This is a genomic window from Dyadobacter sp. CY351 (genome assembly GCF_021502625.1).
GTDB classification, from domain to species: Bacteria; Bacteroidota; Bacteroidia; order Cytophagales; family Spirosomataceae; genus Dyadobacter; species Dyadobacter chenhuakuii.
In genome coordinates this window covers 438180-463132 of record NZ_JAKFFU010000001.1, presented here as the reverse complement: position 1 = coordinate 463132, position 24953 = coordinate 438180, and the positions used below count along the sequence as shown (strand labels likewise).

At 45.2% G+C, this 24953-nt stretch carries 17 protein-coding genes; 9 read left to right on the top strand and 8 right to left on the bottom strand.

What is annotated here, in order from left to right; genetic code table 11:
* Window positions 1-39: 39 nt before the first annotated feature.
* Window positions 40-1815 (top strand): asparagine synthase-related protein, encoded by a 1776-nt coding sequence (locus L0660_RS01935; RefSeq protein ID WP_235157306.1) that lies wholly within the window; start codon window positions 40-42, stop codon window positions 1813-1815.
* A gap of 4 nt (window positions 1816-1819) precedes the next feature.
* Here L0660_RS01935 and L0660_RS01930 read toward each other — a convergent pair whose 3' ends face one another.
* Both L0660_RS01930 and L0660_RS01925 read right to left on the bottom strand, forming a co-directional pair.
* Window positions 1820-5152 carry a C25 family cysteine peptidase gene (locus L0660_RS01930; RefSeq protein ID WP_235157303.1) on the bottom strand — a complete coding sequence of 1111 codons (3333 nt, stop codon included), beginning with the start codon at window positions 5150-5152 and terminating at the stop codon, window positions 1820-1822.
* A 66-nt stretch (window positions 5153-5218) separates the two neighbouring features.
* The gene (locus L0660_RS01925; RefSeq protein ID WP_235157302.1) at window positions 5219-8215 is read right to left on the bottom strand and encodes a C25 family cysteine peptidase; all 2997 of its coding nucleotides are present in this window, start codon (window positions 8213-8215) and stop codon (window positions 5219-5221) included.
* Window positions 8216-8686: 471 nt separating this feature from the next.
* Between L0660_RS01925 and L0660_RS01920 the strand changes: the two genes are divergently transcribed.
* The 5 genes from L0660_RS01920 to L0660_RS01900 all read left to right on the top strand — a co-directional run bounded on the left by L0660_RS01920 (window position 8687) and on the right by L0660_RS01900 (window position 14824).
* Complete coding sequence (locus L0660_RS01920) at window positions 8687-10213, top strand: malate:quinone oxidoreductase (protein WP_235157300.1); 1527 nt, start codon at window positions 8687-8689, stop codon at window positions 10211-10213.
* A gap of 322 nt (window positions 10214-10535) precedes the next feature.
* A complete protein-coding gene (locus tag L0660_RS01915) occupies window positions 10536-11501 on the top strand; it encodes a C1q-like domain-containing protein (protein WP_235157298.1) in 966 nt (321 codons plus the stop codon).
* A gap of 557 nt (window positions 11502-12058) precedes the next feature.
* Entirely contained in the window at window positions 12059-12208 is a 150-nt protein-coding gene (locus tag L0660_RS01910) for a hypothetical protein (protein ID WP_235157297.1), read from the top strand.
* A gap of 194 nt (window positions 12209-12402) precedes the next feature.
* Complete coding sequence (locus L0660_RS01905) at window positions 12403-13497, top strand: hypothetical protein (protein ID WP_235157294.1); 1095 nt, start codon at window positions 12403-12405, stop codon at window positions 13495-13497.
* Window positions 13472-14824 carry a C1q-like domain-containing protein gene (locus L0660_RS01900; protein WP_235157291.1) on the top strand — a complete coding sequence of 451 codons (1353 nt, stop codon included), beginning with the start codon at window positions 13472-13474 and terminating at the stop codon, window positions 14822-14824. Before L0660_RS01905 ends, L0660_RS01900 begins: the two co-directional genes overlap by 26 nt.
* A 71-nt stretch (window positions 14825-14895) precedes the next feature.
* Here the strand turns inward: L0660_RS01900 and L0660_RS01895 are convergent, their stop codons facing one another.
* The 4 genes from L0660_RS01895 to L0660_RS01880 form a co-directional block, all read right to left on the bottom strand.
* A complete protein-coding gene (locus L0660_RS01895) occupies window positions 14896-15741 on the bottom strand; it encodes a sugar phosphate isomerase/epimerase (protein ID WP_235157289.1) in 846 nt (281 codons plus the stop codon).
* A gap of 1 nt (window position 15742) precedes the next feature.
* The gene (locus tag L0660_RS01890; protein ID WP_235157288.1) at window positions 15743-16948 is read right to left on the bottom strand and encodes a VCBS repeat-containing protein; all 1206 of its coding nucleotides are present in this window, start codon (window positions 16946-16948) and stop codon (window positions 15743-15745) included.
* A 79-nt stretch (window positions 16949-17027) separates the two neighbouring features.
* Window positions 17028-18110 carry an L-rhamnose/proton symporter RhaT gene (rhaT, locus tag L0660_RS01885; RefSeq protein WP_235157285.1) on the bottom strand — a complete coding sequence of 361 codons (1083 nt, stop codon included), beginning with the start codon at window positions 18108-18110 and terminating at the stop codon, window positions 17028-17030.
* Between the two features lie 47 nt (window positions 18111-18157).
* Window positions 18158-20407, bottom strand: a complete 2250-nt coding sequence (locus tag L0660_RS01880; protein ID WP_235157282.1) for a T9SS type A sorting domain-containing protein — start codon at window positions 20405-20407, stop codon at window positions 18158-18160.
* 104 nt (window positions 20408-20511) lie between these two features.
* On the opposite strand from L0660_RS01880, the gene murF reads away from it, so the two are divergent.
* The 3 genes from murF (at window position 20512) to L0660_RS01865 (ending at window position 23188) form a co-directional block, all read left to right on the top strand.
* A complete protein-coding gene (gene murF / locus L0660_RS01875) occupies window positions 20512-21816 on the top strand; it encodes a UDP-N-acetylmuramoyl-tripeptide--D-alanyl-D-alanine ligase (RefSeq protein WP_235157279.1) in 1305 nt (434 codons plus the stop codon).
* Window positions 21817-22046: 230 nt separating this feature from the next.
* On the top strand, window positions 22047-22586 hold the full coding sequence (locus L0660_RS01870) for a peroxiredoxin (RefSeq protein WP_409013377.1): 540 nt from the start codon (window positions 22047-22049) through the stop codon (window positions 22584-22586).
* Window positions 22587-22597: 11 nt separating this feature from the next.
* Window positions 22598-23188 (top strand): carboxymuconolactone decarboxylase family protein, encoded by a 591-nt coding sequence (locus tag L0660_RS01865; RefSeq protein ID WP_235157277.1) that lies wholly within the window; start codon window positions 22598-22600, stop codon window positions 23186-23188.
* 117 nt (window positions 23189-23305) lie between these two features.
* Here L0660_RS01865 and L0660_RS01860 read toward each other — a convergent pair whose 3' ends face one another.
* Both L0660_RS01860 and L0660_RS01855 read right to left on the bottom strand, forming a co-directional pair.
* Window positions 23306-24064 carry a carboxypeptidase-like regulatory domain-containing protein gene (locus L0660_RS01860; RefSeq protein ID WP_235157273.1) on the bottom strand — a complete coding sequence of 253 codons (759 nt, stop codon included), beginning with the start codon at window positions 24062-24064 and terminating at the stop codon, window positions 23306-23308.
* A complete protein-coding gene (locus L0660_RS01855; protein WP_235157269.1) occupies window positions 24064-24897 on the bottom strand; it encodes a hypothetical protein in 834 nt (277 codons plus the stop codon). Before L0660_RS01855 ends, L0660_RS01860 begins: the two co-directional genes overlap by 1 nt.
* Window positions 24898-24953 lie beyond the last annotated feature (56 nt).

Sequence of the window (24953 nt, the reverse complement as noted above, 5' to 3'; positions counted from 1 at the left end):
GGCTTAAAGTCTCGCACTGATAGTTACTATTCCTTTTTTATGGGTTACCAGGATGAAGTCAAGGCGGATTTTGTCACAAACTCAGCTGCACCTTCTGCAAACTCTTACAACGATAACATCCGCAGTCTTTCTGACTCTCAGGTTGCAATTGCAGCATGGTTTGATGAATCCACCAAAAGCTTTTCATTGTTTAGGGAGCTATTCGGAAAAATCCCCCTGTTCTACATTCACATCCCGGATACATTTTTTGCATTTTCAACCAGCCTTACGCGCTTAATTGCGTTAAAAGACGTTCAACCACATCTCGCGGTTGATCAAAGTAGAATCCCTGCCTACATCTCTTTAAACGGTCACGATTACACATCCAACGCATCTTCAACATTTTTCTCCAAGATTAAAAGTGTACTGCCTGGTCACTTATTAACGGTAAACAGCCAAAATGTAAGCACGAGGCCACATGTACAGCTCAACCCCGGTAAATGGGCGCACCTTACGTCAACGGAGTATAACGAAGAACTGGCTCGACTGTTCAAGGGTTCGGTTTCCTATGCTTCGAAAGATTGCTCCATTTTAGGCTCTCACCTGAGTGGCGGACTGGATTCTTCCTCTGTTAGCTCGGCGCTGAGATATCTATATCCGGATAAGGCAATTCACACTTTTCACATTCCCTCAACGAGCAAAGAGGCTGACGAACGGGAGTATGCCGAGGCCGTTGCAAATCATATCAGTTCAAAGCAACATTTTATCGATCCGGCCAATGACAATTTAGCATCATTACAACTTGCTACTGAGCTATATGGCCAGCCAGAGAATGGATTTCTTTCGCCAGCAACGAATCACAAAACGCTTAAAACGGCGCAAAGCTTAGGCTGCGACGTTCTGCTTAATGGCTTTGGAGGGGATTCGGTCATTGGGGATGGATCAGAGTTGGTTATTCAGTCATTCCATCAAAAAGATTACGAACTATTCCAGGAGCTACTTAAAAAGAGAGTCAATTATTTTTCACGGCAGCGCTTGCATCCTTCCTGGGATGAATATGATTTTGATAAAAAGTATCATCTGGTTCTACAGAACGCCCTATACAGAAGGTTTTCTGCTTCGTCCGGCTCGGTTTCGAAACTGCTGCAATTATATCGGGAAGTGTCCCCTCATTTAAATATTTCATTAAGTTACTTCTTCGGCAGGGCGCTGAAAAGTCTGCTGCTTCGCACGGCTGACATGAATACAAAGCGCCCGGGCTCTATTATCCGAAGCGATCTCCGCGCTGATCCTGGCTCAGTGGAACCAAACTTTCCGCAATCCCTGCGAGGCGATCTTCCAGCGAATTTTCAGGAATTGCTGAATGATGTATTCCATCCACAAGTCATCAGGACGCAAGAACAAGACTTCGTTTTGAGTTGCCACTATGGCGTAAGTAACCGGGCGCCTTTCATGGACAAAGAGCTTTTTGAGCTCAATATGGCCATCCCCAATATTCTCAAATTCGGAGATGGCATCGGCCGTGCTCATTTCAGAGAATCGATGAAAGGAATCCTGATCGATAAGGTCAGGACCCGGGGCAATAAAGCCACTGTCAGTTCGAGTGAGGGAGAAAAAATGGCGCTGGACCTGTACCGTGAATCACAAGATTTCCTTGATGATTCGCAGGAAGTATGGATGTATGTAGACAGAGCTAAGTTTCAGGAGCAAGTTAAAATTGCGCAAAACAGCAAAATCCCGTTCGCGCAAAAAACCACTACATACGCTCTCATTACGCGCACCATATCGCTGTCTATCTGGCTGAATTGGTTAAAAAGCAAAGGATACAATAGCTAGTGCCTCATTTGATGATCACAACCTTCCCCGTCACAGTCTTATCTTCCTCTGAGTTAAGATATCTAAATATGACCTGGTAAATGTAAAGTCCATCGGAAACGTAATTTGGCTTCCAATACCATTCGTTTGTACCGGATAACGGCGCTGTGCGTTCCCCTTCATCCATAAGCTTGCCCGCAAGGTTAAAGACTTTCCAATGAATACTCGCTGCTGGTTGCTTGGAATTCAATTGTGTTTCAAACCGAATGTAATCAACGGCTGGGTTAGGACTTGCAATCACCTTCACATTTTCATCATTGTCGCCTATTAAAAACTGAATTGTGAAAGGCGATGCAATGCTATTTCCAGCATCATCACTTGAAATCACGAGCATTTCGTAATTTCCGTCTTCGGCAAGCAGATCCGGGTCTAAGTTTAATTGTATAACGCGATCTGAAATATTTTTCAGATCCATCTTCCACTTGTCCGAAAAATTAACCCGCTCAAATTCGCAGCTATTGTCTTCGCAGGTCTTTAAGAAAATACTGATCCGGGCGGTATCAGCTGTCAAAACCCGGTCATCTTGTAAAGTCAGTGTTACTTGCGGTTTAGGGCTGATCTGCTCACCATTTTTGATCGTCCGATCATTGAAGGTAACATCCAGCAACGGCGCGATAATGTCTTTACCACTCGTTAGCGGGTAATAACTTTCATTTTTAGCAATTTCCCAATCAACCAGCAGTTCAGCCGTGTTGTTCTGCTTGTTCAATTCCTTTAATGTATTCTGGGGATCAATTTTAACAACGATGCTTTGCAATTCCTTTTGATTCTGTACATCCAGGATCAATGTGTCGCTGTAAGCAAACCCTTGCAAAGTTTGCGCAGACTTGGTTTGTGAATCCTTATAAATGTAGGTAATCTCCACAGGGACTTTTTCAGTCTTGACAAATCGGCCCAGATTGCGAATGAGCAGGTTGACCTTTAATTTGGAAGAACTGGCTATCGTCTTGTCCGGACTTTCAGAAAATATCTTTATTCCATTATCCGCATTAATGGCATAGTCAGAACTTGCCACAGAAACCAGCTTTAACGCAGGGTCACCTTGTAAGATAGACTGATGTATATTAGCCACGCTGTACATTCCTGAATCTTCCGCAAGAATTTTCCTGGCAACAATCCGCTGAATATCACCAATGGGAAGATTATAGCTGGTTGAATCCGTGAACATGGATGTGTACAACTGACTTAAATATTTCGAGGAAGGTCCGACGAAGCTTTCAAAAGAATTGGCAATGACGGCAATGGCCCCACCATTCGGAGCAAGTAACCAGTCCATTGATAAGGTGTATCTGTCCGTAGCTGCTGGATTAGGATTGAATCGTCCCGCGAAAATATTTCCAACCCCACATCCATTAAAATACATCATCGGATACATTCCCTTGTTGTTATAACCACGGTTTGCATCTGTAATGTAGCCCATATTAAGATCTGTTACGGTGGTCGAGCCGTGTCCGAAGTAGGTTATTAGCCCAACTCCGTTATTAACCTCAGGCGTAATGTTCACATATTCAACCTCGCCGATTGCCTGCTGCTTCACAAATGGGATTACTTTCCCACCAACCACACCATTCACAACTTTCGGCTCCAATGCCGCTAACAGATTTTTCAATTGAGTAATTTCCCCAACTGTTTTGCCACCATTCAAATGCAAAACATCCTTCTTCCAGCCAAAATCCCTGGTTGCACCTTGCTCGTAGTCTTTCACCTTTTGCAGGTAATCCAGAACATTCTGGTTCGTCACCGCGCTTAGCCGGCCTATGGAAACAGCGGGCACGTCTTTCGGTACTCCGCCCAATCCTTCAACCAAAAGTATATCCGAACCGGGATAGCCCACAGAGGGAACTTCATCAGGCAGTTCACGTATCATCCTTTCGTTGAACGTAATACTCCTTCCGATCAGATGTAAATATTTCCCACTGGTGCCGCTCGATACCATGTAATCCACAAATCTGCGGATCGCAACCGGGCTTGGCTCGCCATAGTTGAACTGATTGTAGACATCTTTAATGTTCACTACGATAGGAACAAACCCACCGCCCGCAGTAGAAGCACGGTATGCCGCATATTTATTGGCTCCATCCAGTAAATTTTCACTGGTTAGGATAATGTAGTTTGGATTGGTAGGATATTTAGCGGAGAATTTAACTTCCGTAACCTTCGCCTTTTCGATAGTTTTAGCTTCACTCGTGACAAGCAGGTTAAGCGTCCGCGCAGAAGAATGCGGAACCATTAAGTTGCCAGGCTGCCCGTTGATTACTTTTGGCTTGTTAACATTAGATATATCAAGAATAGTAGCACCGACAGGTGCATTTGCTATATTCAGCCTGTTTATTGGTTGAGCTGATTTGGCAAGAGAAAATTCAAAACTCTTCTTGTCCTTCATATCCGTGAGCTGCGGATAGGAAAGTAAATAATAAGTCAGCGAATAACCGTCTGCTGAGTTGCTGCCTACTGCCTTTAAATTCAGTATTATTTTATTATCAGCCGTCAGATCTTCCGGTTCCAGGTCAAAGGAAAATTCTGATCCTGAAAAGCCGTTGTTATTCAATGCACGCACAAGCCGCAGTGACTGAGCCGTTTTTCCTACCCGAATTTCAATATTCTTATTGCCGGGTGTCCGGCCATGCAAGAGCAGCTTTAATCTGGGTTTGATGCCGCTTTCTTTATAGTAATTTGTTAGCTGTAGTGTATAGTCTGTGGCTTTGCCTTCCATGGAAGACTTTCCAGTCTTGCTGGCTCCTATCTCAAAATAACTGTTAAAAAAGGCGGGTCTGTAAAAGGGAATAGTTCCTAACGAGTATTCATCTTTATACAAGTTTAAATTAGTGCCTGTATGAAATGTTGTCACCGGAACATTGGTGTCAACATTGCTGGTAATCTGCTCAGCCCTGATTCCCGCCTTGTCGCCTACTGTAAGAAAATAGGCACTTTCGTCAGAGTACAAGCTATAATAAGGGTTAATACGCGAACTCATCGGGCGATACAACAAGGAGTCGCTTGCCCCGTCATTAGGCACCGCGTAAAAGACAATTTCTTTATTTTCGGTACTAATAATTGCGACCTCTTCTCCTCTATGCCATAATTGCAATTTCCCCGCATCACCCACCGGAAAATTCGCCGGCAAAAGCGAAAATGGTAATTTATGAATCCCTTTCTGTGTTACGCCGATCTTTACATAAGGCTTTCCATACACAATCCAATTGTTAGTATATGGTGCCCCCCATTGAGCGTTGACGGTTTGTAACATTCCGGATGTTACAAGTAAGAATGTGTATAGAAAAATTTTACCTAATCTCATATGGATATAAGCGAAACGGCTAAGAAAGTACCTAACAAGCACTTCCTTAGCCGCGAATTTAATTGATTATTTCTTAACTACTTTTTTGTGATACAAGTCTCCGTTCTCAGTCAGTATTTCAACAATATATTCTCCCGAAGCAATATTCGAAACATCGATTTTCAGGCCGGTTTGGTTGGACTTGATTACTCTTCCCTTCACGTCTATCAAATTCCAGCTTTTGATTGCTACGGGCGCATCCAGTGCTATCTCGGCCACATCTGAAACAGGATTAGGAGAAATGACCAGGAATTTGCTAACCTCCCGCGAAACAGACACTAATCTTGATTGTGTCACTTTTCCTTTCACCAACTTACCGTTGATCGTTACATCACCATCAACTTGTTTAAGTCTGTAATAACTTGTTCCGCTCAAAGGTTTAAGGTCGTGGAAAACATAGTCAGACTGTGCTTCCGTGGTTCCTTTACCCTCAACCATTCCAATGGATTCGAAGTTTTTCCCATTGTAACTTCTTTCAATCAGGAAATGGCTGTTATTACTTTCTGATGCAGTTTTCCAAGTTACCTTAACCTGATCCTGCTCAGCATGCGCGTTGAAAGAAATAAGGTTAACCGGCAGCGCGCCCTCAGTGATTAGCACGCGTAATGATGGGTCTCCTTGCAGGATTACCTGATGCACATTGGCGCGATCGGCATCGTAATAAGACATTGTCCGCCCATTCTGAGCTGGATTATATGAATAGTTTTTCTCTAGCTTCGTCTGCAGGGCTACGTTTTTAAGAATATTTCCAATGGCCGGTCTCGTTCCGTCTGCTGTTGAAAATATCTGCTCGTAAAGTTTATCAAGATATTGGTTGGATGTAGACGCATAGGCATCCCAGGTATTTCCAAAAACAATTACCGCGCCTTTGTTAGGCGCCAGCAGCCAGTCCAGTGACATAGGACGGACAAAAATCGTTGGAAGTGAGCCAAATTCGCCATTACGCCCACTGAACAGGTTGTTTACTCCACACCCATTGTAGAAAAGGATTGGAAACTTGTTTGTGTCCTTGTAGCCCTTGCTCGGATTTGAAACATATCCAGCATTGTAATCTGTTTTATCAACACCGCCGTGTCCGAAATAAGTGATCATACCCACTCCTTCTACACCCGGAACCTCACCATTCAGTTCGGGGGCCAATGTCATTTCGATAACATTATTGGAAGCAACTGTCTTTAATCTGGGAAGAACCGCTCCTGAAAAAGGTGCAGACGATACTACATTTGAAATACCATTTAAATAATTAGAAAACTGAGTGATTTCATTGTTAGTCTTCCCGCCATTCATATGAACCACGTTTTTCCGCCAAGCCACATCCAGTTGGCTTTCGTAGGTCACAACCTTTTCCAAATAATCATAAACCTGTTGATTTACCGTAGCCGATATTCTACCTACCGGAATAGCGGGAACATCATCCTGCACGCCGCCCAGGCCGTCTACAAGCAAAAGGTCTGATCCCGGATATCCAACAGTCGGCACCTCGTCAGGAATTTCTCTTATGGAACGCTCGAAGTAAGTGATTGACCGGCCTATCAGCAACAGATATTTGTCCAATTGCCCGTCAGAGACCATAAAATCAACAAATCTTCTTATAGCAACCGGGCTTGGCTCTCCATAATTGAATTGGTTATAAACGTCGTCAATGTTAATGACCAAAGGTTTGAACTTCCTGCCTGGCGTCGTTGTGCTACGATACTTTGCATAATCGGTTGCGGATGTGTTCAGAGAATTGCTGCAAATAATCAGGTAATCATTGGCAGCGGGAGACAAGCTTGTAAACTTAACCGTTGAAATTTTTGAGGTGGGAACTGTTGTTACAGTACTGGCCGCCAACAATTTCAAGGCCTTATCGTCACGGTTAATGACCAGCGCCGAAGGCGTTCCCGACACAATTTGAGGTGCATTCGGATTTGAAATGTTATAAACTATGGTTCCTGCTGGTGCATTTGCTATGGAAAGTGTTGACTGGGATCCTGCTACAACGGCTGGGAAGGTAAGCTCATAAGAGGTTAAGCCTTGCATGTTAATCGCTTGCTCGTACACAACTGTAAAGTATGAGATCGAAAAACCACTGCCATCGCTTCCGATTTTGGTAGACTTGAAACCCAATGTTCCGTTCCCGCTCGCATCAAAGTCTGTCGGTTCGAGATTAAATGTGTAATCGTAATCATTCAACTCATTGACGTTCAATGTCCCGACAGATCTCAAAGTGCCGGGCGTTTTACCGACGTAGATACCTGCGATCGTAGTTCCGGTCCTGGATTTGATATGGATCGTAATTTTTTTGGCCAAAGCGCCAACAGGCGATTTTAATTGAAAAGAGAACGGAACCGGCACATAAGAGTTGGTATATGCTACTGGCTTTGGATTAGAAGTTTGAATCGCAGTTCCCACAAACTCGTCCATGATGGATGACCCGGTGGTTTGCTTACCTTCTTCAAAATAGCTGTTCAGTGCACTTGGTCTGTAAAAAGGTATCGTGGAGTGCGTGTGCTCATTCTGATATAGTTTCAAATCTGTCTGAACCTGAGCTGTTAATGCAACAGCGCCAGGATTTGCTGCCACGCCCGGTGCAGCCGCCCGAAGGCCGTTATCACCAGAGCTAACTGTCAAAAAGTAAGTACTTTGGTCAGAATAAATGCTGTAATAGGGATTTTTTCTGGTTGTGCTGAATCGATAAAGAAGCGCATCGGAAGCTCCGTCGTTCGGAACGCCGTAAAACAAAATCTCCGATGCATCGGCTTTGATGATCGCAATCTGCTGACCGCGATACCACATCTGAATTTTGTCCTTATTTGCATTTTTAAAAGCGTCCGGCAAGTCGCTCACATTGATTTTGTGTATGCCCTTCGCAGTGACACCGATTTTAACCCAGGGCTGGCTATACTTTCCTGCCAACCACTCATTCCCGTTCACCCCGCTCCACTTCTGAGCATTGGCCCCACCGATCGTAAGAAAGAGGATAAAGACTATTTTGGAGAAATTCAACAAGCGAAGTGTGTAAAAAGTAAAGTTTGCTTTCATACCAATTGTTAGATGAATTAATTGTTACAACGAATTGTGTTCAAATAGTGACCCAAAATGCGTTTCAAGGACTTGATAACAACACTCTTACGACCGACTTGTAACACCAATGCGACATAAATTTACGACAAGTTTTGAGGTTGACAAATATTGGCGGTTACAAGTTTGGGTTGATTATGCTCTTTGCCAGCGCGATACTCTCCCACGTTGTATTTTGAATGGAACGGTTGTTTTAGCCGCATGGCCATCATTATAGCATCTCATGTAAGTTCAAGGCACACTGTGTCGAGTTTTAAACGATTGCAATCAATAAAGTTTTAATTGCCCTCATCCAAGAACTTGTAACCCGTCATAACTTTTATTTTTTTAATTAAACTATTTTCGGGGCAGGATGTGTTAATTACATTGTAGCAGATTATTTTTTGTACTATTCCGGGCTTTACCGCCCTGTAACATACCATTTTTTCTCCGATGATTACCAAAAAATCTTCAAAGACGATCGCCCCCGACGTCGTTTTGATAGGGGCCGGTATCATGAGTGCAACTCTTGGAGTTTTACTTAAAAAATTAAATCCAGCGATCACCATTTCGATCTTTGAAAGACTGGATCGGGTTACCGCCGAAAGTTCTGACCCATGGAATAACGCAGGAACGGGACACTCCGCCTTCTGCGAGCTCAATTACACACCGCAGCTGGAAGATGGCACGGTAGACACTAAAAAAGCGATTAAGATCGCCGAATCCTTCGAAGTCTCTAAGGAATTCTGGGCCTATCTGGTTGAGAATGACATTATTGATTCTCCTGACGCTTTTATTCACAACATTCCACACCTTAGCTTCGTATGGGGCGATGATAATGTAGAATATCTTAAAAAGCGTTACGACGGTCTCACAAAACACCACCTGTTCCACGGAATGGAATATACGGAGGACAAAAGCGAGATCAATTCGTGGATTCCTCTGGTCATGGAAGGAAGGGATCCTGACATAAAGGTCGCAGCAACCAAAATGGATCTCGGTACAGACGTCAACTTTGGAACGCTCACCAAATTCATGTTTGAATATCTGGAAAAGCAAGAGGGCGTTGCGCTCTATCTGAATCATGAAGTGGATGATTTTGATAAGAAAAAAGAAGGTTCCTGGGTCATTGAAGTGAAAGACCGCGCAACCAGAAAAACTTCAAAAGTCCAGACAAAATTCGTTTTCATCGGAGCTGGCGGCGGATCATTGCCGCTTCTTGAAAAATCCAACATTCCGGAAGGAAAGGGGTTTGGTGGTTTTCCCGTGAGCGGCCAGTGGCTGGTTTGCAACAATCAGGAAATCATTGAAAAGCATCAGGCCAAAGTTTATGGAAAGGCGTCTGTGGGCTCTCCTCCTATGTCGGTTCCGCATTTGGACACACGAATGATTGACGGCAAAAAAGCGCTTCTATTTGGCCCATATGCCGGTTTTTCAACCAAATTCCTGAAAAACGGATCATTTCTGGATTTGCCATTGTCCATTAAGCTCGACAACATCCGCCCTATGCTCGCCGCCGGGATCCATAACATTCCGTTGACCAAATATCTGATTGATCAGGTAAGACAGTCGCCGCAAGACAGGTTGGAAGCATTGAAAGATTACCTGCCCGAGGCGAAACTGGAAGACTGGGATCTTGAAATGGCCGGACAGCGTGTACAAGTCATTAAGAAAGACAAGAAAGTAGGCGGCGTCCTGGAATTCGGAACGGAAATGGTAACCGCTGCCGACGGTTCGCTTGCAGCATTATTAGGAGCATCTCCAGGTGCATCAACGGCTGTCTCGATCATGCTGGAACTCATTCAGAAGTGTTTCAAAGAAGCCAAGTCGGACGAATGGCAGGCTGAATTCAAAAAGATCATCCCATCATTCGGAGAATCCCTTTCCAAAAACGCCGAACTGGCAGCCAAAACACGCGCCAGAACAACTGAAATACTGGAACTGGGCGCTTCACATTATTCGGAGGAGTTTACTGCCTAAAATTTCGCTTCATATTATATTAATGTAAAGTCCCGGCATCGCGTCGGGACTTTTTCATTTCCGTTTAATCACCCTACTTCACCGCCGGCTCATCGCTTTCGCTATCCCTCGCTGTTCCTGACAATCTTGGCTTTTATAAATTTTACATGATCCAACGAAATATGAGAACATCCCATTACCATTATTTAGCAATCAAAAGCTAAAACTTACCTTCGGCAAACTTGCATTATCAGCAATGCTACTTTCATGCGGTCCCAGCATCTTCGCACAAAATGTCGGCATCAACACCCAGCAACCCGATCCCAGCTCAGCCCTTGACATTGTGGGAACAGACAAAGGCCTACTAATCCCAAGAGTTTCCCTTCAATCCCTGACTGACAATGTTACAATTCCAAATCCGGCGACAGCGCTGCTGGTGTATAATACGAATGCGGAATTAGGGAAAGCAGGATTTTACTATAATTCCGGAACGGCGGCGGCTTCTGCATGGAGCCCAGTTGGCGGAGACGCAAGTTTGACGCTCCCGTTTTCACAACTTGGCACAAATAATGGCCCGCTGTTTCTGATTAATAATAACGACGGGAATGGCACATCAGTTGGTATTAGTGGGCTTGCTGCAAACGCAATCGGAGTGAGAGGAGCTACATTATCAGGCAAAGGAGTTGTTGGACACGCAGCTTCAACAGGCACAGGAGTTTTCGCATCCGTTGCTGATACTGACGGAAAGGCGCTGGAAGTAAGCGGCCCAATGCGGATTGCGGGTGCTGGACAATCTCCGGGAAATGGTAAAGTGCTAATGTCGGATGGGAGTGGGAATGCTACTTGGGAGAATATTGCAGGTGGTGTGGCTTTTAGGGCGAGCGGGGTGCTTAGTGGTGGAAATGAGGTTGTTCCAGGAAATGGGATGCCAATTAAAGTGGCATTCGCAGGTGAGAATTATGACAAGGGAGACGATTACATTAATGCTACTGGTACCCCACATAGCACTTTTATAGCCCCTACTAACGGGGTATATCATTTTGATGCTCAGATTCGTACTTACTACAATGCAGTAGATGGCTATCAACGTCGTCTATTATTGATTCTAACAAGAAGTAATAACCGAACAGTTGTGTCAGAATTTAGTGACAGCGGAACAAATATATGCTCGTCTAGCTTATCAATTGATATTGCTTTAATCATGGGTGACCAAATTCATATCGAAGTAAGTACATTTGGTACACAGTCAGCGACCATTGGGATCAACCCCGAAGAGTCACATTTCAGCGGACGCCTGCTTTTTAAATAATGCGATCCCAATGGATAAAATAGCAAATAAAATAGGGTTAAAAATATTTGTCTTTGAACTACCGCCTGGTTTCTGCACAATGATATCGGTGTTTCCTCATTGAAGGAAAGACTTGACTACCAATGCCTTGTTGCTAAACAGCAGTCTGCCAAATCGCCAACGCTCATAAAACCGGAATTCATCCACCGCGATTGCTTCTTCGAAGGCTCTACTAGCCTCCAAATCGAAGCAGCTTTGGCAATGATCTTAACATCAGGAGTGAAAGATTCGATGACACTGTCGCCCTGGTAATTAATGTTATCCAAAGCTGCAAAAATGCAGTCCCAGTTGATTTGGTCGCCGCCGGGTGTTCTGCGCTCGCTGCCTGATACGTGGAGAAGGGCAAGTTTTGTTGCCTGCCATAGTGATTGCCAGGGCTACAAAACAGGTTGGAAGCATTGAAAGATTGCCTGCCCGAGGCGAAACTGGAAGAATGGGATCTTGAAATGGCCCGACAGCGTGTATAAGTCATTAAGAAAGAGAAGAAAGTAGGCGGCGTCCCGGAATTTGGAAGGGAAATGGTAACCGCTGCCGATGGCTCGCTTGCAGCACCTCATTCGAAGAATCCCTTTACAAAAACGCTGAACTGGCAGCTCAAAATACGCGCCAGAACGACGGAAATCCTGGAATTGGGCGCTTCACACTGTTCCGAGGAGTTTAGTGCTTAGTCAGGCGACTACATTAATTAGCTGCTGACATTATATTTATTTTTGCCAAGGCGCTGGATTTAAATCCAGCGCTTTGCTTGTTTTTGACCGTACACTCATCCTACTCCACCGCAGGCTCATCGGTTTCATTGTTCTTATCCTTTCTTGTGAATATTGGACGTTCAAATGTTTCATACTATTCACTCAAAAAAACGATGAGAAAACTAATTACTCCTCTCGCGATCTCAGCTGCACTCTTTTTTGCCAGCCAAAGCTCATTCGCACAAGGTGTCGGCATCAACACCACCCAACCTGACGCCAGCGCCGCGCTCGACATAACCGGAACGGACAAAGGCTTGCTAATTCCCCGTGTTTCGCTGCAATCGTTGACGGATAACGCCACAATTCCAAGCCCCGCCACGGCATTGCTGGTTTATAATACAAACGCAGGATTGGGGAAGGTTGGGTTTTATTACAATTCCGGAACACCTGGAAATCCTGCTTGGAGTCTAATAAACGGGGGAGGAAGTTTGACACTTCCATTTTCGCAGCTCGGAACAAATAATGGACCATTGTTTCTGATCAATAATAATGATGCGAATGGCACGTCAGTTGGTATTAGTGGGATTGCTGTAAACGCAATCGGAGTAAGAGGTGCTACATTATCCGGCAAAGGTGTTGTTGGACATTCTGCCTCCGGAGGCACAGGGGTTTTCGCTTCCGCTGCAAACGTTAACGGAAAAGCGCTGGAAGTAAGTGGCCCAATTACAATCGCCGGTCCCGGGCAATCTCCCGGGAATGGTAAGGTACTTATGTCAGATGCGAATGGGAATGCTACTTGGCAGAGTATTACTGGGGACGTAGCATTTCGGGCAAGTGGAATATTAGGTGGAGGAAATCAAAATGTAGGCCTTGGTTCGCAGGTGAAAGTGGTTTTCGAAAATGAAGTCTATGATCTTAATCAAAACTACAATGACGCCAATAGCGCTCCTAACAGCACTTTCATAGCACCAGTAAATGGTGTATATCATTTTGATTTGAAACTAGCCTGGAAAAAGCCGGTAGATGCCACGTCCTTTTACGCAGTTACTCACTTGGTCCGAACGCGAGGCGGCATAAAAAATGTGATAGCCAGTGACTTTCTGCATAGTACCGTAGATAATGCATCCAAATTATCCACCGAGGTCGATCTTTTGGCAGGAGACATGATGCACATCGAAGTCGCAAACCCTATCACTGAGAGCGGCCTTCAACTCTTTACATCAGCCGAGAACAGCTTCTTCAATGGCCGACTGGTTATTAAACAATAGAGACTGGCTAAGGTTTTCAAATTCAATCCCTGATTGGTTTTGTCTCAATGCAGTTTTCATTTCAAAGTCCCGCAGCGATGCCGGGACTTTTTTATTTCCGATCAATCATCCAAGCCTACCGTCTGCTCAACGCTTTTGCTCTGCTTGTCTATTCTGGCGAATCTTGGGCTTTTATAAATTTCACACATCCGCCAATAACATGAGAACATTCCATTTACCATCATTCAGCAACCAAAAGCTAAAACTGACTTTTGGCAAACTTGCATTATCAGCGATCCTACTTTCATACGGGCCAGGCATCTTCGCACAAAACGTCGGTATCAACACCCAACAACCCGATCCCAGCTCAGCCCTGGACATTGTAGGAACAGACAAAGGCCTACTAATCCCAAGAGTATCCCTCCAATCCCTGACAGACAATGCCACAATCCCAAATCCAGCAACAGCGCTGCTAGTGTATAATACCAACGCAGGATTGGGGAAAGCAGGATTTTACTATAATTCCGGCACACCCGGAAGCCCTGCATGGAGCTTAGTAGGCGGCGGCGAAGGTGGGAATTTAACTCTGCCATTTTCTCAAATCGCTACAAACGGCGGTCCATTGTTTTTAATCAATAACACGGATGCAAATGCCACTTCAGTCGCCATTACTGGAATTGGTGCCAGTGCAATTGGTGTGAGAGGAGCTACATTATCGGGCAAAGGAGTTGTGGGCCACGCAGGCTCAACAGGCACAGGAGTTTTCGCATCCGCCACAGATACTGATGGCAAGGCGTTGGAAGTAAGCGGTCCGATAAAAATCGCTGGACCTGGACAATCACCTGGGAAAGGGAAGGTGCTCATGTCAGATGCGGTTGGGAATGCTACTTGGGAGAATATTTCGGGGAATGTGGCTTTTCGGGCGAGCGGAGTAAAATTAGGTGGAAGTAATTCTGTGCCTGGAGGCAAGATTCCAGTAAAAATAGCTTTTGCTAACGAAAATTATGATATAGGAAACAATTACAATGATGCAAATGGCTCTCCACATAGCACCTTCATGGTACCATCAAATGGCATTTATCATTTTGATGCGCAAACTATGTTAACTAATGTATCTGTTGACTATATTTTTAGGCTTTCACTCATAGTTATAAGAAACGGTAGTAAATCAGTCCTAATCACATCAAGAGATATCACACCAATATCTACCTCTATCTCGACAGACGTAAGTTTACAATTAGGTGACGAGGTACATATTGAGGCCGAGCTTGATGCTGGTGAATCTGGCTTTCTAAGTGATTTTGCGAATGATTCGTTTTTTTCAGGGAGACTGCTTTTTAAACAATAGTCTGATGAACTATCGATGGGATATTGCCATTATAAAATTTGTCGGCTAGCATCTGACTTTACAAAGAGTTGTCAAATCGCCAACCCCCGCAAAAACCGCAACCCATCCACCGCAATCGCCTCCTTCGAAGGCTCCACTTGCCTCCATATCGAAGCCGCTTTGGCTATGACTTTAACATCCGGGGTGAAGGATTCGATAACAATGGCGCCCTGGTAGTTGATGTTGTCCAGGGCGGCGAAGATTCGGTCCCAGTTGATTTGGTCGTTGCCGGGGGTGCCGCGGTCGCTGCCTGATGCGTGGAGAAGGGCCAGTTTGGTTCCGGCCATTTTTATGGCTAGGGCTGGGTCCTTTTCTTCCAGGTTCATGTGGAAGGAATCGAGGTGCACCATTAGTGCGTCGCTTCCTACGTCGGCGATTAATTTAAGCACCTGTTCGCAGGTGTTGATGAAATCGGTTTCGTAACGGTTCAAAGGCTCTAATGCCAGCTTAACATTTTGCTCACCTGCGTAATCAGCAAGGATTCTGAGGTTTTTTACAACTGTTTTCCATTGCTTTTCCTTTTTATCTTCAGGAACAAGATCAGCCCTGCCGACAGACGAATAGACAGGCCCAGCAACTAGCTGACTCCCCAATACCGGGGCAATGTCAATCAAGGTTTGAACATATTCTAATGAGGTAACCTGCTCTTTTCGGGTGCCGCGCAGGTCGCGTCCCGGGCCGGTTGCTGCGCATACGGAACGGCATTCCAGTTCATTGTCATCCAGCGCCTTTCTGACATATTTGGCATCAATGTTCGATGGATCCTCAACGGCAATTTCTACGAAATCGAAACCCCATTCCTTGAATTGCGGAAAGAAGGAAACGCTTTCGTTCGTGAACGGCGAAGAAAACAAATAGGTGTTGATGCCAAATTTCATGTTACCGGCTTTGAGTAAAAATGCGGACGCCCTTTTTGTTTCCTGTTACAATGTCCAGCAGTCCATCCTTATTCAGATCTTCCACGGTGACATGCAGACCCGCACCTGAGTCATTGTCAATTTCGTGCCTGGTCCAGCTTGGGACTTTTCCCGGTTTATATTCAAACCAATAAATCACAGCAGGCTCAAATTCACCCGGATCGTTTCCGTGGTGGGCGAAGTATCTTTTTCCGGTTACAAAATCAATGTTGCCGTCACCATTAATGTCTGCCAAAGCAAGGCCGTGTGTCTGGGAGAATGTATTGTCGATGGTATGATGCCGCCATGTGGCGTTTCCCTGTTCGTCTTTGCCTTGCTCATGCCACCAAATGCCATAATCATGCGCGGATGCACTTAAAACATCGTTCAAGCCGTCGCCGTTGAGGTCCATGACGTACATTTGAGAGCAATCCTTTCCTAAATCAGCGGGATGAAATTTCCAGTCTGCATCTTTTGCAACCTTAGCCGGCCCTTCTGCCGGACCTTCCCACCAGCCGTTTTTGACTATAACATCCTTACGGCCATCGCCATTGATGTCCCCGTAACCAATGCCGTGCGTGTACATATGTGTAGCAATGTTCGGATCATTGCTGATCGTGAATTTTTCCCATTCCGTTTTGCCTTTTTCAGCAGGACAACGCAGCCAGATCACTTTTTTTGCCGTCGGATCATTGCATAGCAAGTCCAGACGACCGTCTCCGTCCATATCCACCAGCATCGGCGACTCGTTTCCTACCGAAGAATGGATCACATGGGTGGGCCAGTGGCCGGGCTTTCCCTTCGGATTTTCATGCCAAACGGCAGCTTTGCCAGGCCAGTCAATTCTGATCAGATCGATCCAGCTGTCCTGGTTCACGTCCATGGCGAAATCGAGAAAAGAGTTGCTATAACCCCCATTGACGATAAATGAATCCGGCTTAGCTAATTCGTGCGCTTTCCAGCTGGGCGCTTCGAACCAATACGCACCGGCGAGTATATCTTTCTTGCCGTCCTTGTTCACATCCCCCATCGCTGCTCCTTCGGCAATGAATTTGTTGACTAAAACCTGTTTTTTAAATGAGACAGTCTTGCCCAGTTTTGCTTTGGTCTGCGCTTGCGACGCATAGCCCGATAGCATTAAAACCGGGATCAGGAAAAGCCATTTTAGCTGTTTTGCAATTGTTCTCATTTATCAAGGATTTAGATTTCTTATTATAAAAAAGAAAAGCAAGTCAATTTTACTGCCATTTACTGAAATGCCGTCGAAACTACTCCCTCAAATAATTACCATATCCAACTATCAAAACAGACAACACAATCACCAAAATGCCCGAAATGATCGTTGTGAGCGTTTTTTTGCTGATCCCTTTCCATTCTTTCAGGATTAAACCCCAAGAATTGGCGACTAATATGATGAATGCCATGTGCAGGATCCATGAACTCGGACCGTTGCCCAGCTTGCTTTCGCCCATGCCGTAAAAGAAAAATTGCAGGAACCAGGTCGTGCCGGCGAGGGCGGAGAAAATGTAGTTGGATAGTAATGGCGTGCGGGAATCGGTGTAATTGCCGAATGTTTTGTTGCGCGCATTGAGCAGCATGCACCAGATAAAATTGGTGGTAAGCCCGCCCAAAAGGATCACGACATAAGTCACATTGTTTTGAAATAAAAACTCTCCCTGATCCGGGTTCAGCGCTTTCCAGGCTGCGTTGGCTTCCTCAGCCATTACTTTTCCTGCATCTATCCCGAATGCGAAACAAGCGCTTAATACGCCGGAAATGATGGAAACGGTAAGCCCTAGGCCGATTTTGAATTCCGTTTTATCATCGGCTACATATCCTGATTTTTTGAGATCGCTGTCCTTCATTGCGCCTGCTTTGCCACAAATGATGATGCCAATCACACAGACCAGCAAACCCAGCAAGACCATTTGCCCCCAGCTGTTTGTCAGCAAGTCGGAAATCGTATCTTTTCCCGGTCTGGGTGAAAATTGGTAGTAAACGGAAGGGATTAAGGCACCGAAAACGGAGCAAAGCCCGAGAATGATGGAACTTCCGAGCGAAACACCGAGATAGCGGACGCCCAGCCCGTAAGTGAGGCCGCCTATGCCCCACAAAACACCGAAAATGTAGGTGATTAGTAAAATCCCTCCATCGGTTGCGGCAATGATATCTGTGAAGCCAGGAATGGTCAGATAAGCGGCAAGGGGCGGGACAATGAGCCAGGAAAAAAGTCCGCCTACGATCCAATAGGATTCCCAGGCCCAGCCTTTGACTTGTTTGTATGGAATGTAAAAACTGCCGGAAGCAAAACCGCCAATAAAATGGAAAATTACGCCGAGAAGAGCTTGCATGAAATTGAATTTTATCTTGTAAGAGCTTTCCTGCGGCTATCTACTTGCTAATTTGCCACCATCACCTTCCTCACTACACGGCTGTTTCCCGATTTTATTTCAATCAAATACAACCCCGCAGACCAGTGTTGCGTGACGATTTCCTGTTCGACATTTGCATTCAGCTTTTGATCCTGGACGACTTTCCTGCCGCTTACACTGACAATGTCAAACGTGGCGGGCTTTGAGGATTTAATCTTCAAATAGTTGGCTGCCGGATTTGGAAAAACGTTCACCAATGGCCCTGCGCCCGGTTCGTTGCCCGTAATGGTCACAGGAACAATGTTGGTTAACAGCCGGAGCCCGCCTGCGTTGCTGCCAATAGCGATATCGGGCTTTTTATCACCATTATAGTCCCCAATGGCCACTGACAGATAAGTGCCGAATGCTGGTGCGGCAACTTTTCCGTTTTGCTCAACGAGCAATGTTTCGCGCGCTGTCCATTTACCCCATTCGGCGCCGTAAAAAAGGCGAATGTTGCCGGTATGATCCGCAGTAATCAGGTCTGCTCGGCCATCGAGGTCGAAATCGGCTACGGCCAGTTGCGGTGAGCGGCCTTCGAAACTGATGCTAACACCCGCAAAAGCATCACTTTCCAGCTTGAAAGCAAACTGCTTGCTGGTTCCAGTGTTGGCATAATAATATAAATTTCCCTGCGTCTTGCCTACCAGCAAATCCAGATCGCCGTCGCCGTCCACATCGTAAAAATGTGGCGAATCGCCCGTTTGCGATTCGGTCGGCAAGGCAATGGTTACGGCATCGGCCAGGTTCAATTTCGCTGGCGCGCCAGCTGGCGCTTTATTAGGAATGTAACGATATTCAGGTTTTAATGTTGTAGTCGAAGTGGCTGCAAAACCGAGGTCTATCACCCCATCCCCATTGAAGTCAGCCCATTGCGGCTTGATGTTGTAAACTGCGAATGCCGAAGCCAGATTCAGATAATTTTCCGATTCGACTTCGTAAGCAGGCGTTGTGTTATTTCCGGTGTTTTTCAAAAGCCAGAAACTGCCCTTAAAACCGCTTTGACCCGGTATTCCGCCGGTGCCGACCAGCAAATCCAGATCGCCGTCGCCATCGATATCAAAAAACGAGGGCGCTGCATTTTCACCGAGATCCAACATTTGATCTTGCAGGAAATTCTTTTTCGAGAGCTTGAAATCCGGCTTGCTATCCGTTCCCGCATTGTGATAAAGCCAGCCGGAAGATTTGAAATCAGTAAGATTACCATCATTGGAAGCCACATTGGGCGCAATAAGCAGGTCTTTTTTTCCATCAAAATCTACATCCTCCATATACGCAGCCGGAAAAATGTGCAATTGCACAGGATTGACGGCCGGAAATGTGTTGGTATAAGCAGTAAAATTTCCAATCAAGCCGCTTGCTGCATTGGTAAGGAAAGAGACGTGCGTGTTGCTGACGTGCCCAACCAAAAGATCCTTTTTGCCATCCCCATTTAAATCCTGCAGCAGAATAGAATTCCCCGCATGCATTTCGCGGTTACCCGATTTTATAGTGACGCCACAATCTAATCCAAAATCAAAACCCTCATTAGTGCCTTTATGGAAATTGCCCCAGCAATCCCCATTACGCTGGAACACCGGATTTTGAGCATTACCCAGACTGTCCGGTTTGCCAAATTTTTCCATGCTCAGATTCTGGTGCAGCTCGATGTAATTTCCGGAAAAATCAAAAAGCAACAAGTCCAGATCGCCGTCGTCGTCCACATCCACAATGCCCGGAATGTCCGTTCCGGAAACCTGCAAATTGATATTTCCTGAAAAACCTTTGGTATAAAGCACTTCCTGCATTTGCCTGAATGTCCAGGATTGCGCGGTTTTTGCCTGTCGGTACACGCTGATTCCCAGCGAAGTGCTGGTAAACAGATCTTTATGACCATCGCCGTCATAATCGGCCAGGATCATCCAGTTATCTGCTTTTGGAAAAAGCGATTCGTAGTAAGGTGCGTGAATGAATGCCTTTTTGCCCGGGTTCAGCGGGTCGGCGGCGGTAAGGAATGTGGTGATCTTGCTGTTTGTACGATCATAAACGACCAGATCTTCATCAGCATCATTGTTCAAATGCATTTTCAAAAACTGCGAGGCATTAAGACCACCGGCCCAGGGATTGGTCAGTTTCACGCCTTTGGATGTTACGCTGGTCAGGGTGTCAATTTTAAACCACGACTTTTGTGAAAAAGCATTCGTAAGCGTTATAATGTAAAAAAGGAAGAGAAAAAAGGAGGTAAATTTCGTTCGCATCGTTGAGGAATAATCTGTTAGTTTTGCAGGTTAAAGGGCTTACTGATCGGGCTTTTAAACCTAACGAAATAAGCGCTTATTACTTTATATTGATTCCAGATTTCATGTATACTTCGACCGAAACGCTCTATAACCACTTCCAAAACGGCGCTGTGATCTCAACCGACACCCGCAAAATCAGCGAGGGATGTCTGTTTTTCGCATTAAAAGGTGACAATTTCGACGGCAATCAATATGCGGCCGAGGCATTGGGCAAAGGCGCCGCTTATGCCGTGGTGGACGATCCGGAAGTTGTGATTAACGAGCAATTTCTATTGGTTGAAAATGTGCTGGAAGCATTACAGGACCTGGCACGGCATCATCGCAAAACATTCACTTTCCCGGTGATCGCATTAACCGGCTCGAACGGAAAAACCACAACGAAAGAGCTGATAGCAAAGGTGTTATCCATGAAATACAACACGTACGCAACCAAGGGAAACCTGAACAACCACATTGGCGTGCCGCTGACCATCCTATCGATTGATCCACAGAAACACGAGATGGCGGTTGTGGAAATGGGCGCAAACCATCAGCAGGAAATTGCCTTGTTAAGCACCATTGCCATTCCCACGCACGGCCTGATCACCAACATTGGCAAGGCGCACCTGGAAGGTTTTGGCGGAATAGCGGGCATTATGAAAGGAAAAGGAGAGCTTTTCGATTTTCTTTCCAAAAAGAAGGGCACCGTTTTCGTCAACACCAAGGACGACGTGATCATGGAAATGGCGAGCAAGCGCAGGGCTTTTGGAGAAATTGTGTTTTACTGCTCGGAGAATGCTGCGGTTAATCCTGTTTTGGTGCAGGAAAGTCCTTTTGTAATTTATCAAAACAATGGAAAAACTGTTTCTACGCAGCTGACTGGCGGGTATAACTTCGACAATATGTGCGCCGCGCTGGCCATTGGAAAATATTTCGGTGTGGAAGATAGCGATGCCAATGAAGCCGTGGCAACGTATAAACCCGACAATAACCGTTCGCAAATTGTAAAAAAAGGAAGTAACACGGTGATAATGGACGCCTACAATGCCAATCCATCCTCCATGTCGGCTGCTGTTGCCAACTTTGCCACGATTGATGCGCCAAGGAAAATGCTAATTCTGGGCGATATGTTTGAGCTTGGCGAGGCTGCTCCGGCAGAACATTTGGCACTGGGTGAACAAATTGCAAAGCACAATTTTGATATCGTGATTCTGGCCGGCTCCTTAATGCAGCATGCGTTGCCTGCACTGCCGAAAGCCTATTATTTTCCCGACAAATTTTCCCTGCATAATTGGGTTATGGACAACCCGCAAGAAAATACATACATGCTCATAAAAGGCTCGCGCGGGATGGCGCTGGAAACGGTACTAAACCTGATGCCGGAATGAGTTTTATAATTTAAGTAATTATTAGTTAAATTATATTGGCTGAATCTATCCTATTATTGACAAAATTGATAAATATCAGTTTCTAATCAATAAAATCAAATTCATTTGATTCTAACAACTCTTTCCTGATATAGTACCAGGCGAAAAGTTGCCTTCTGAGAGCGGCGTTTGTAGTTTTGTAACACTAAAAAGTACAAATTATATAATCAACGCATATCATGTCAAATAGGATTTTATCCGTGGGATCTACCTTCCCTGCATTTAAAAAAACATCTGTTGTTTCTCTTGAAAAAGGAAACGAATTCTACGATATTACCTCAGAGGATCACAAAAACGCCGAAAAGTGGATGGTAATGTTCTGGTGGCCAAAGGATTTCACATTTGTATGCCCTACTGAAATTGCTGAGTTTGGCAAACACGTTGAAGACTTCGCGGATCGCGATACAATGCTGATCGGCGCTTCTACGGACAGCGAATTTGTTCACCTGGCATGGAGAAAAAACCACGATGATCTTCGCGACCTGCAATTCCCGATGCTGGCTGATACTTCCAAGTCATTGGCAGAAGAACTGGGCATTCTTGAAGCAAACGAAAAAATTGCTTACCGTGTAACTTACATCGTTGATCCACAAGGAATTATTCGTTGGGTGAGTGTCAATGACCTTTCTGTTGGCCGTAATGTTGGTGAAGTAATCCGCGTTCTGGATGCTTTGCAAACAGACGAACTTTGCCCTTGCAACTGGGTTAAAGGAGAAGCAACATTAGCTTAATCAAAAACCAAATGTATCCATTCGCAACAACAGGAAATACGAAAGATTCCCTGTATAAAGAAGTGAATTTGCCAGCTGAATTCGAAAGCGTGCTGATCAACAAGCTGGCGGCATTGGACCATCGTTATCTTAAAGATTTGAAGATTAATCTTGGTAATGTGTTGAAATCTCAGACATTGAACCGTAAAGAAGCATTGCTGATTGCGCTTTCAGTGGCTGTGAATGAGAAAAATGCAGCGTTGATCACAGCTCTTGAAGAATTGGCGAAAGCAGAAGGCGCAGACGAGAAGGAGATTGCAGAAGTTACAGCCTGCGTTTCTTTAATGAATGCCAACAACGTTTTCTATCGTTTCAGGCACTTCATGCACAAGGAATTTTACGACAATGCTCCTGCCGGAATTAAAATGAGCATTATGGTGAACCCGGTTCTGGGTAAAGAATTCTTTGAACTGCTGAGCCTTGTGGTTTCTGCATTGAACGGCTGCGAAATGTGCGTGACTTCACACGAACAGTCGGTGCTGAACCATGGCGGAACACCTGCGCGTATTTTCGACGCGGTTAGGGTTGGCGCTATCTTTAAAAGCTTTTCAGTATTGGTGTAAAATAAAACTTCCCGTCCCATAAAAGGGTCGGGAAGTCTGCACTACTACTCTTTACTCCGTAACTTTTACAATCCCAAGTCCTGGCGATCCTGTCTCCACGACTTGGGATTTTTTCTTCTATTCTGAATAGCTGATGAAAGCAATGTTATTCCCCCACATTGTCGAAGGCTCAAAATCAATGGTAATCTCGCTCTCATATGCATCCTCAGAAAAGTGCTTTCTAAGTTTCAATGGCATTTTGCCAGCCTCGCCGTTGTAATGGGCGGTCATGGTGTACCGGCCAAGCGGGATGTCAACCAGTTTCCCGTATTCATCAGTGAACGGCTTCCCATGCTTTAATTTTAAGGTTTTACCTTTTGAACCGTCAATCAGGTTGCCGACCGGAATGAGCGTGAACTCAATGTTTTCTGAGTCATAAATGCTGCTCATCACGTCTTTATTGACCTCGATCGTGACACCATAATAACCTTGTGCTTCCACTGGCCGCCTGCCCGTAAGTTTCCATTGAAAATTCCTGACCGCGCCGTTAATGCTAAATTCCTCATACACATCGGGGTGCAGGTCCAGTTCATATTCCTTGCCGTTGTACTTTTTCACAATATGAGCTGACGCCATAAATGTGCCCACTTTCGGCAACTGGATTTTATAATTCCCATTCTCATCCGACGAACCGATTGAGTAGGAAGCATAGAACATTGTGTTATCTACCACCACCTTCACCCCTGGCATGGGAGAACCGTCCGTACTCGTGATTTTTCCGGTGGTATACCCTTCTTCCGGGCTCGATCCATCCGGCGAGGGGCTTCCGGAATCTTTGCAGGCCACCGCCATGAGCACCAAAAGCGCCCATTGAAATAGGAATGAAATCTGTTTCATTACTTGGTGATTTTCTGCAATTCTGTGGTAGAAACGTCGTCATCGGATGTTTCGACGGTTTTCACAATGCCGATGCCGGGCGCTGTCCACAGCTCAACGTTGTACACAAATTCCTTCTCTTCAACCGGGATGAAAAGGCTCGATAATTTCAGGTACATCTCATATTTATACTCCCATTTCGTACAATTGAATGTTCCCGCAGGGGTTGTGATCGTTTCTTGCTTGGTCGCCTTTCCATCCAGATAGGTGATTTTGGTTTCCAGATCTGCTTCTATGGAGTCGTTTTCGTCAATCGGGATCAACAATTCCAGACCGATTTCCATGGGTTCCTTGCTGAAAGTAATGTTGCTGCCCACAGTGCCCTTGTTTTCCATAACCTGCTTTTGCGGAAAACCTTTCATCGTAACTTTCTCAATGGTAGCGAATTCCTCCGTGTTAGCATAAAGCGAATTGATTGCATCTTCGTAAAACAACTCGTAAGTCGTCACACCATCTTTGCTGAATGCGCGGTTTCTGGTGGTAACATAAACATTTCCCTCTTTGATTTCATTTTCAATGTTATAAACCGAAATACCCGAGGAATCTTTTACACTGACCACTTTCATTGTGGAGCTGCTTTTTGAGCCGTCGCTTTCGGAGATCCTGTATGTGTAAACCTCGTCTTTGTTTGGCAGAAATGCTTTGTCTTCCGTCGCCGGGTTGCCGTCGTCTGGCTTAATGGTGTCTTTGTCGTCCTTGCAGGATGCGAATGAGAGCGCGGCGATGGCCAGCGTAAAAAATGCCTGCCTTGCCTGACGGGCGGCTGTAATAGAAGGTTGAATTTTATTTAACATGGCTTTTTCGTAAAAAAAATGAAACATGGAAACGGATAATGTTATACGTATTAAAA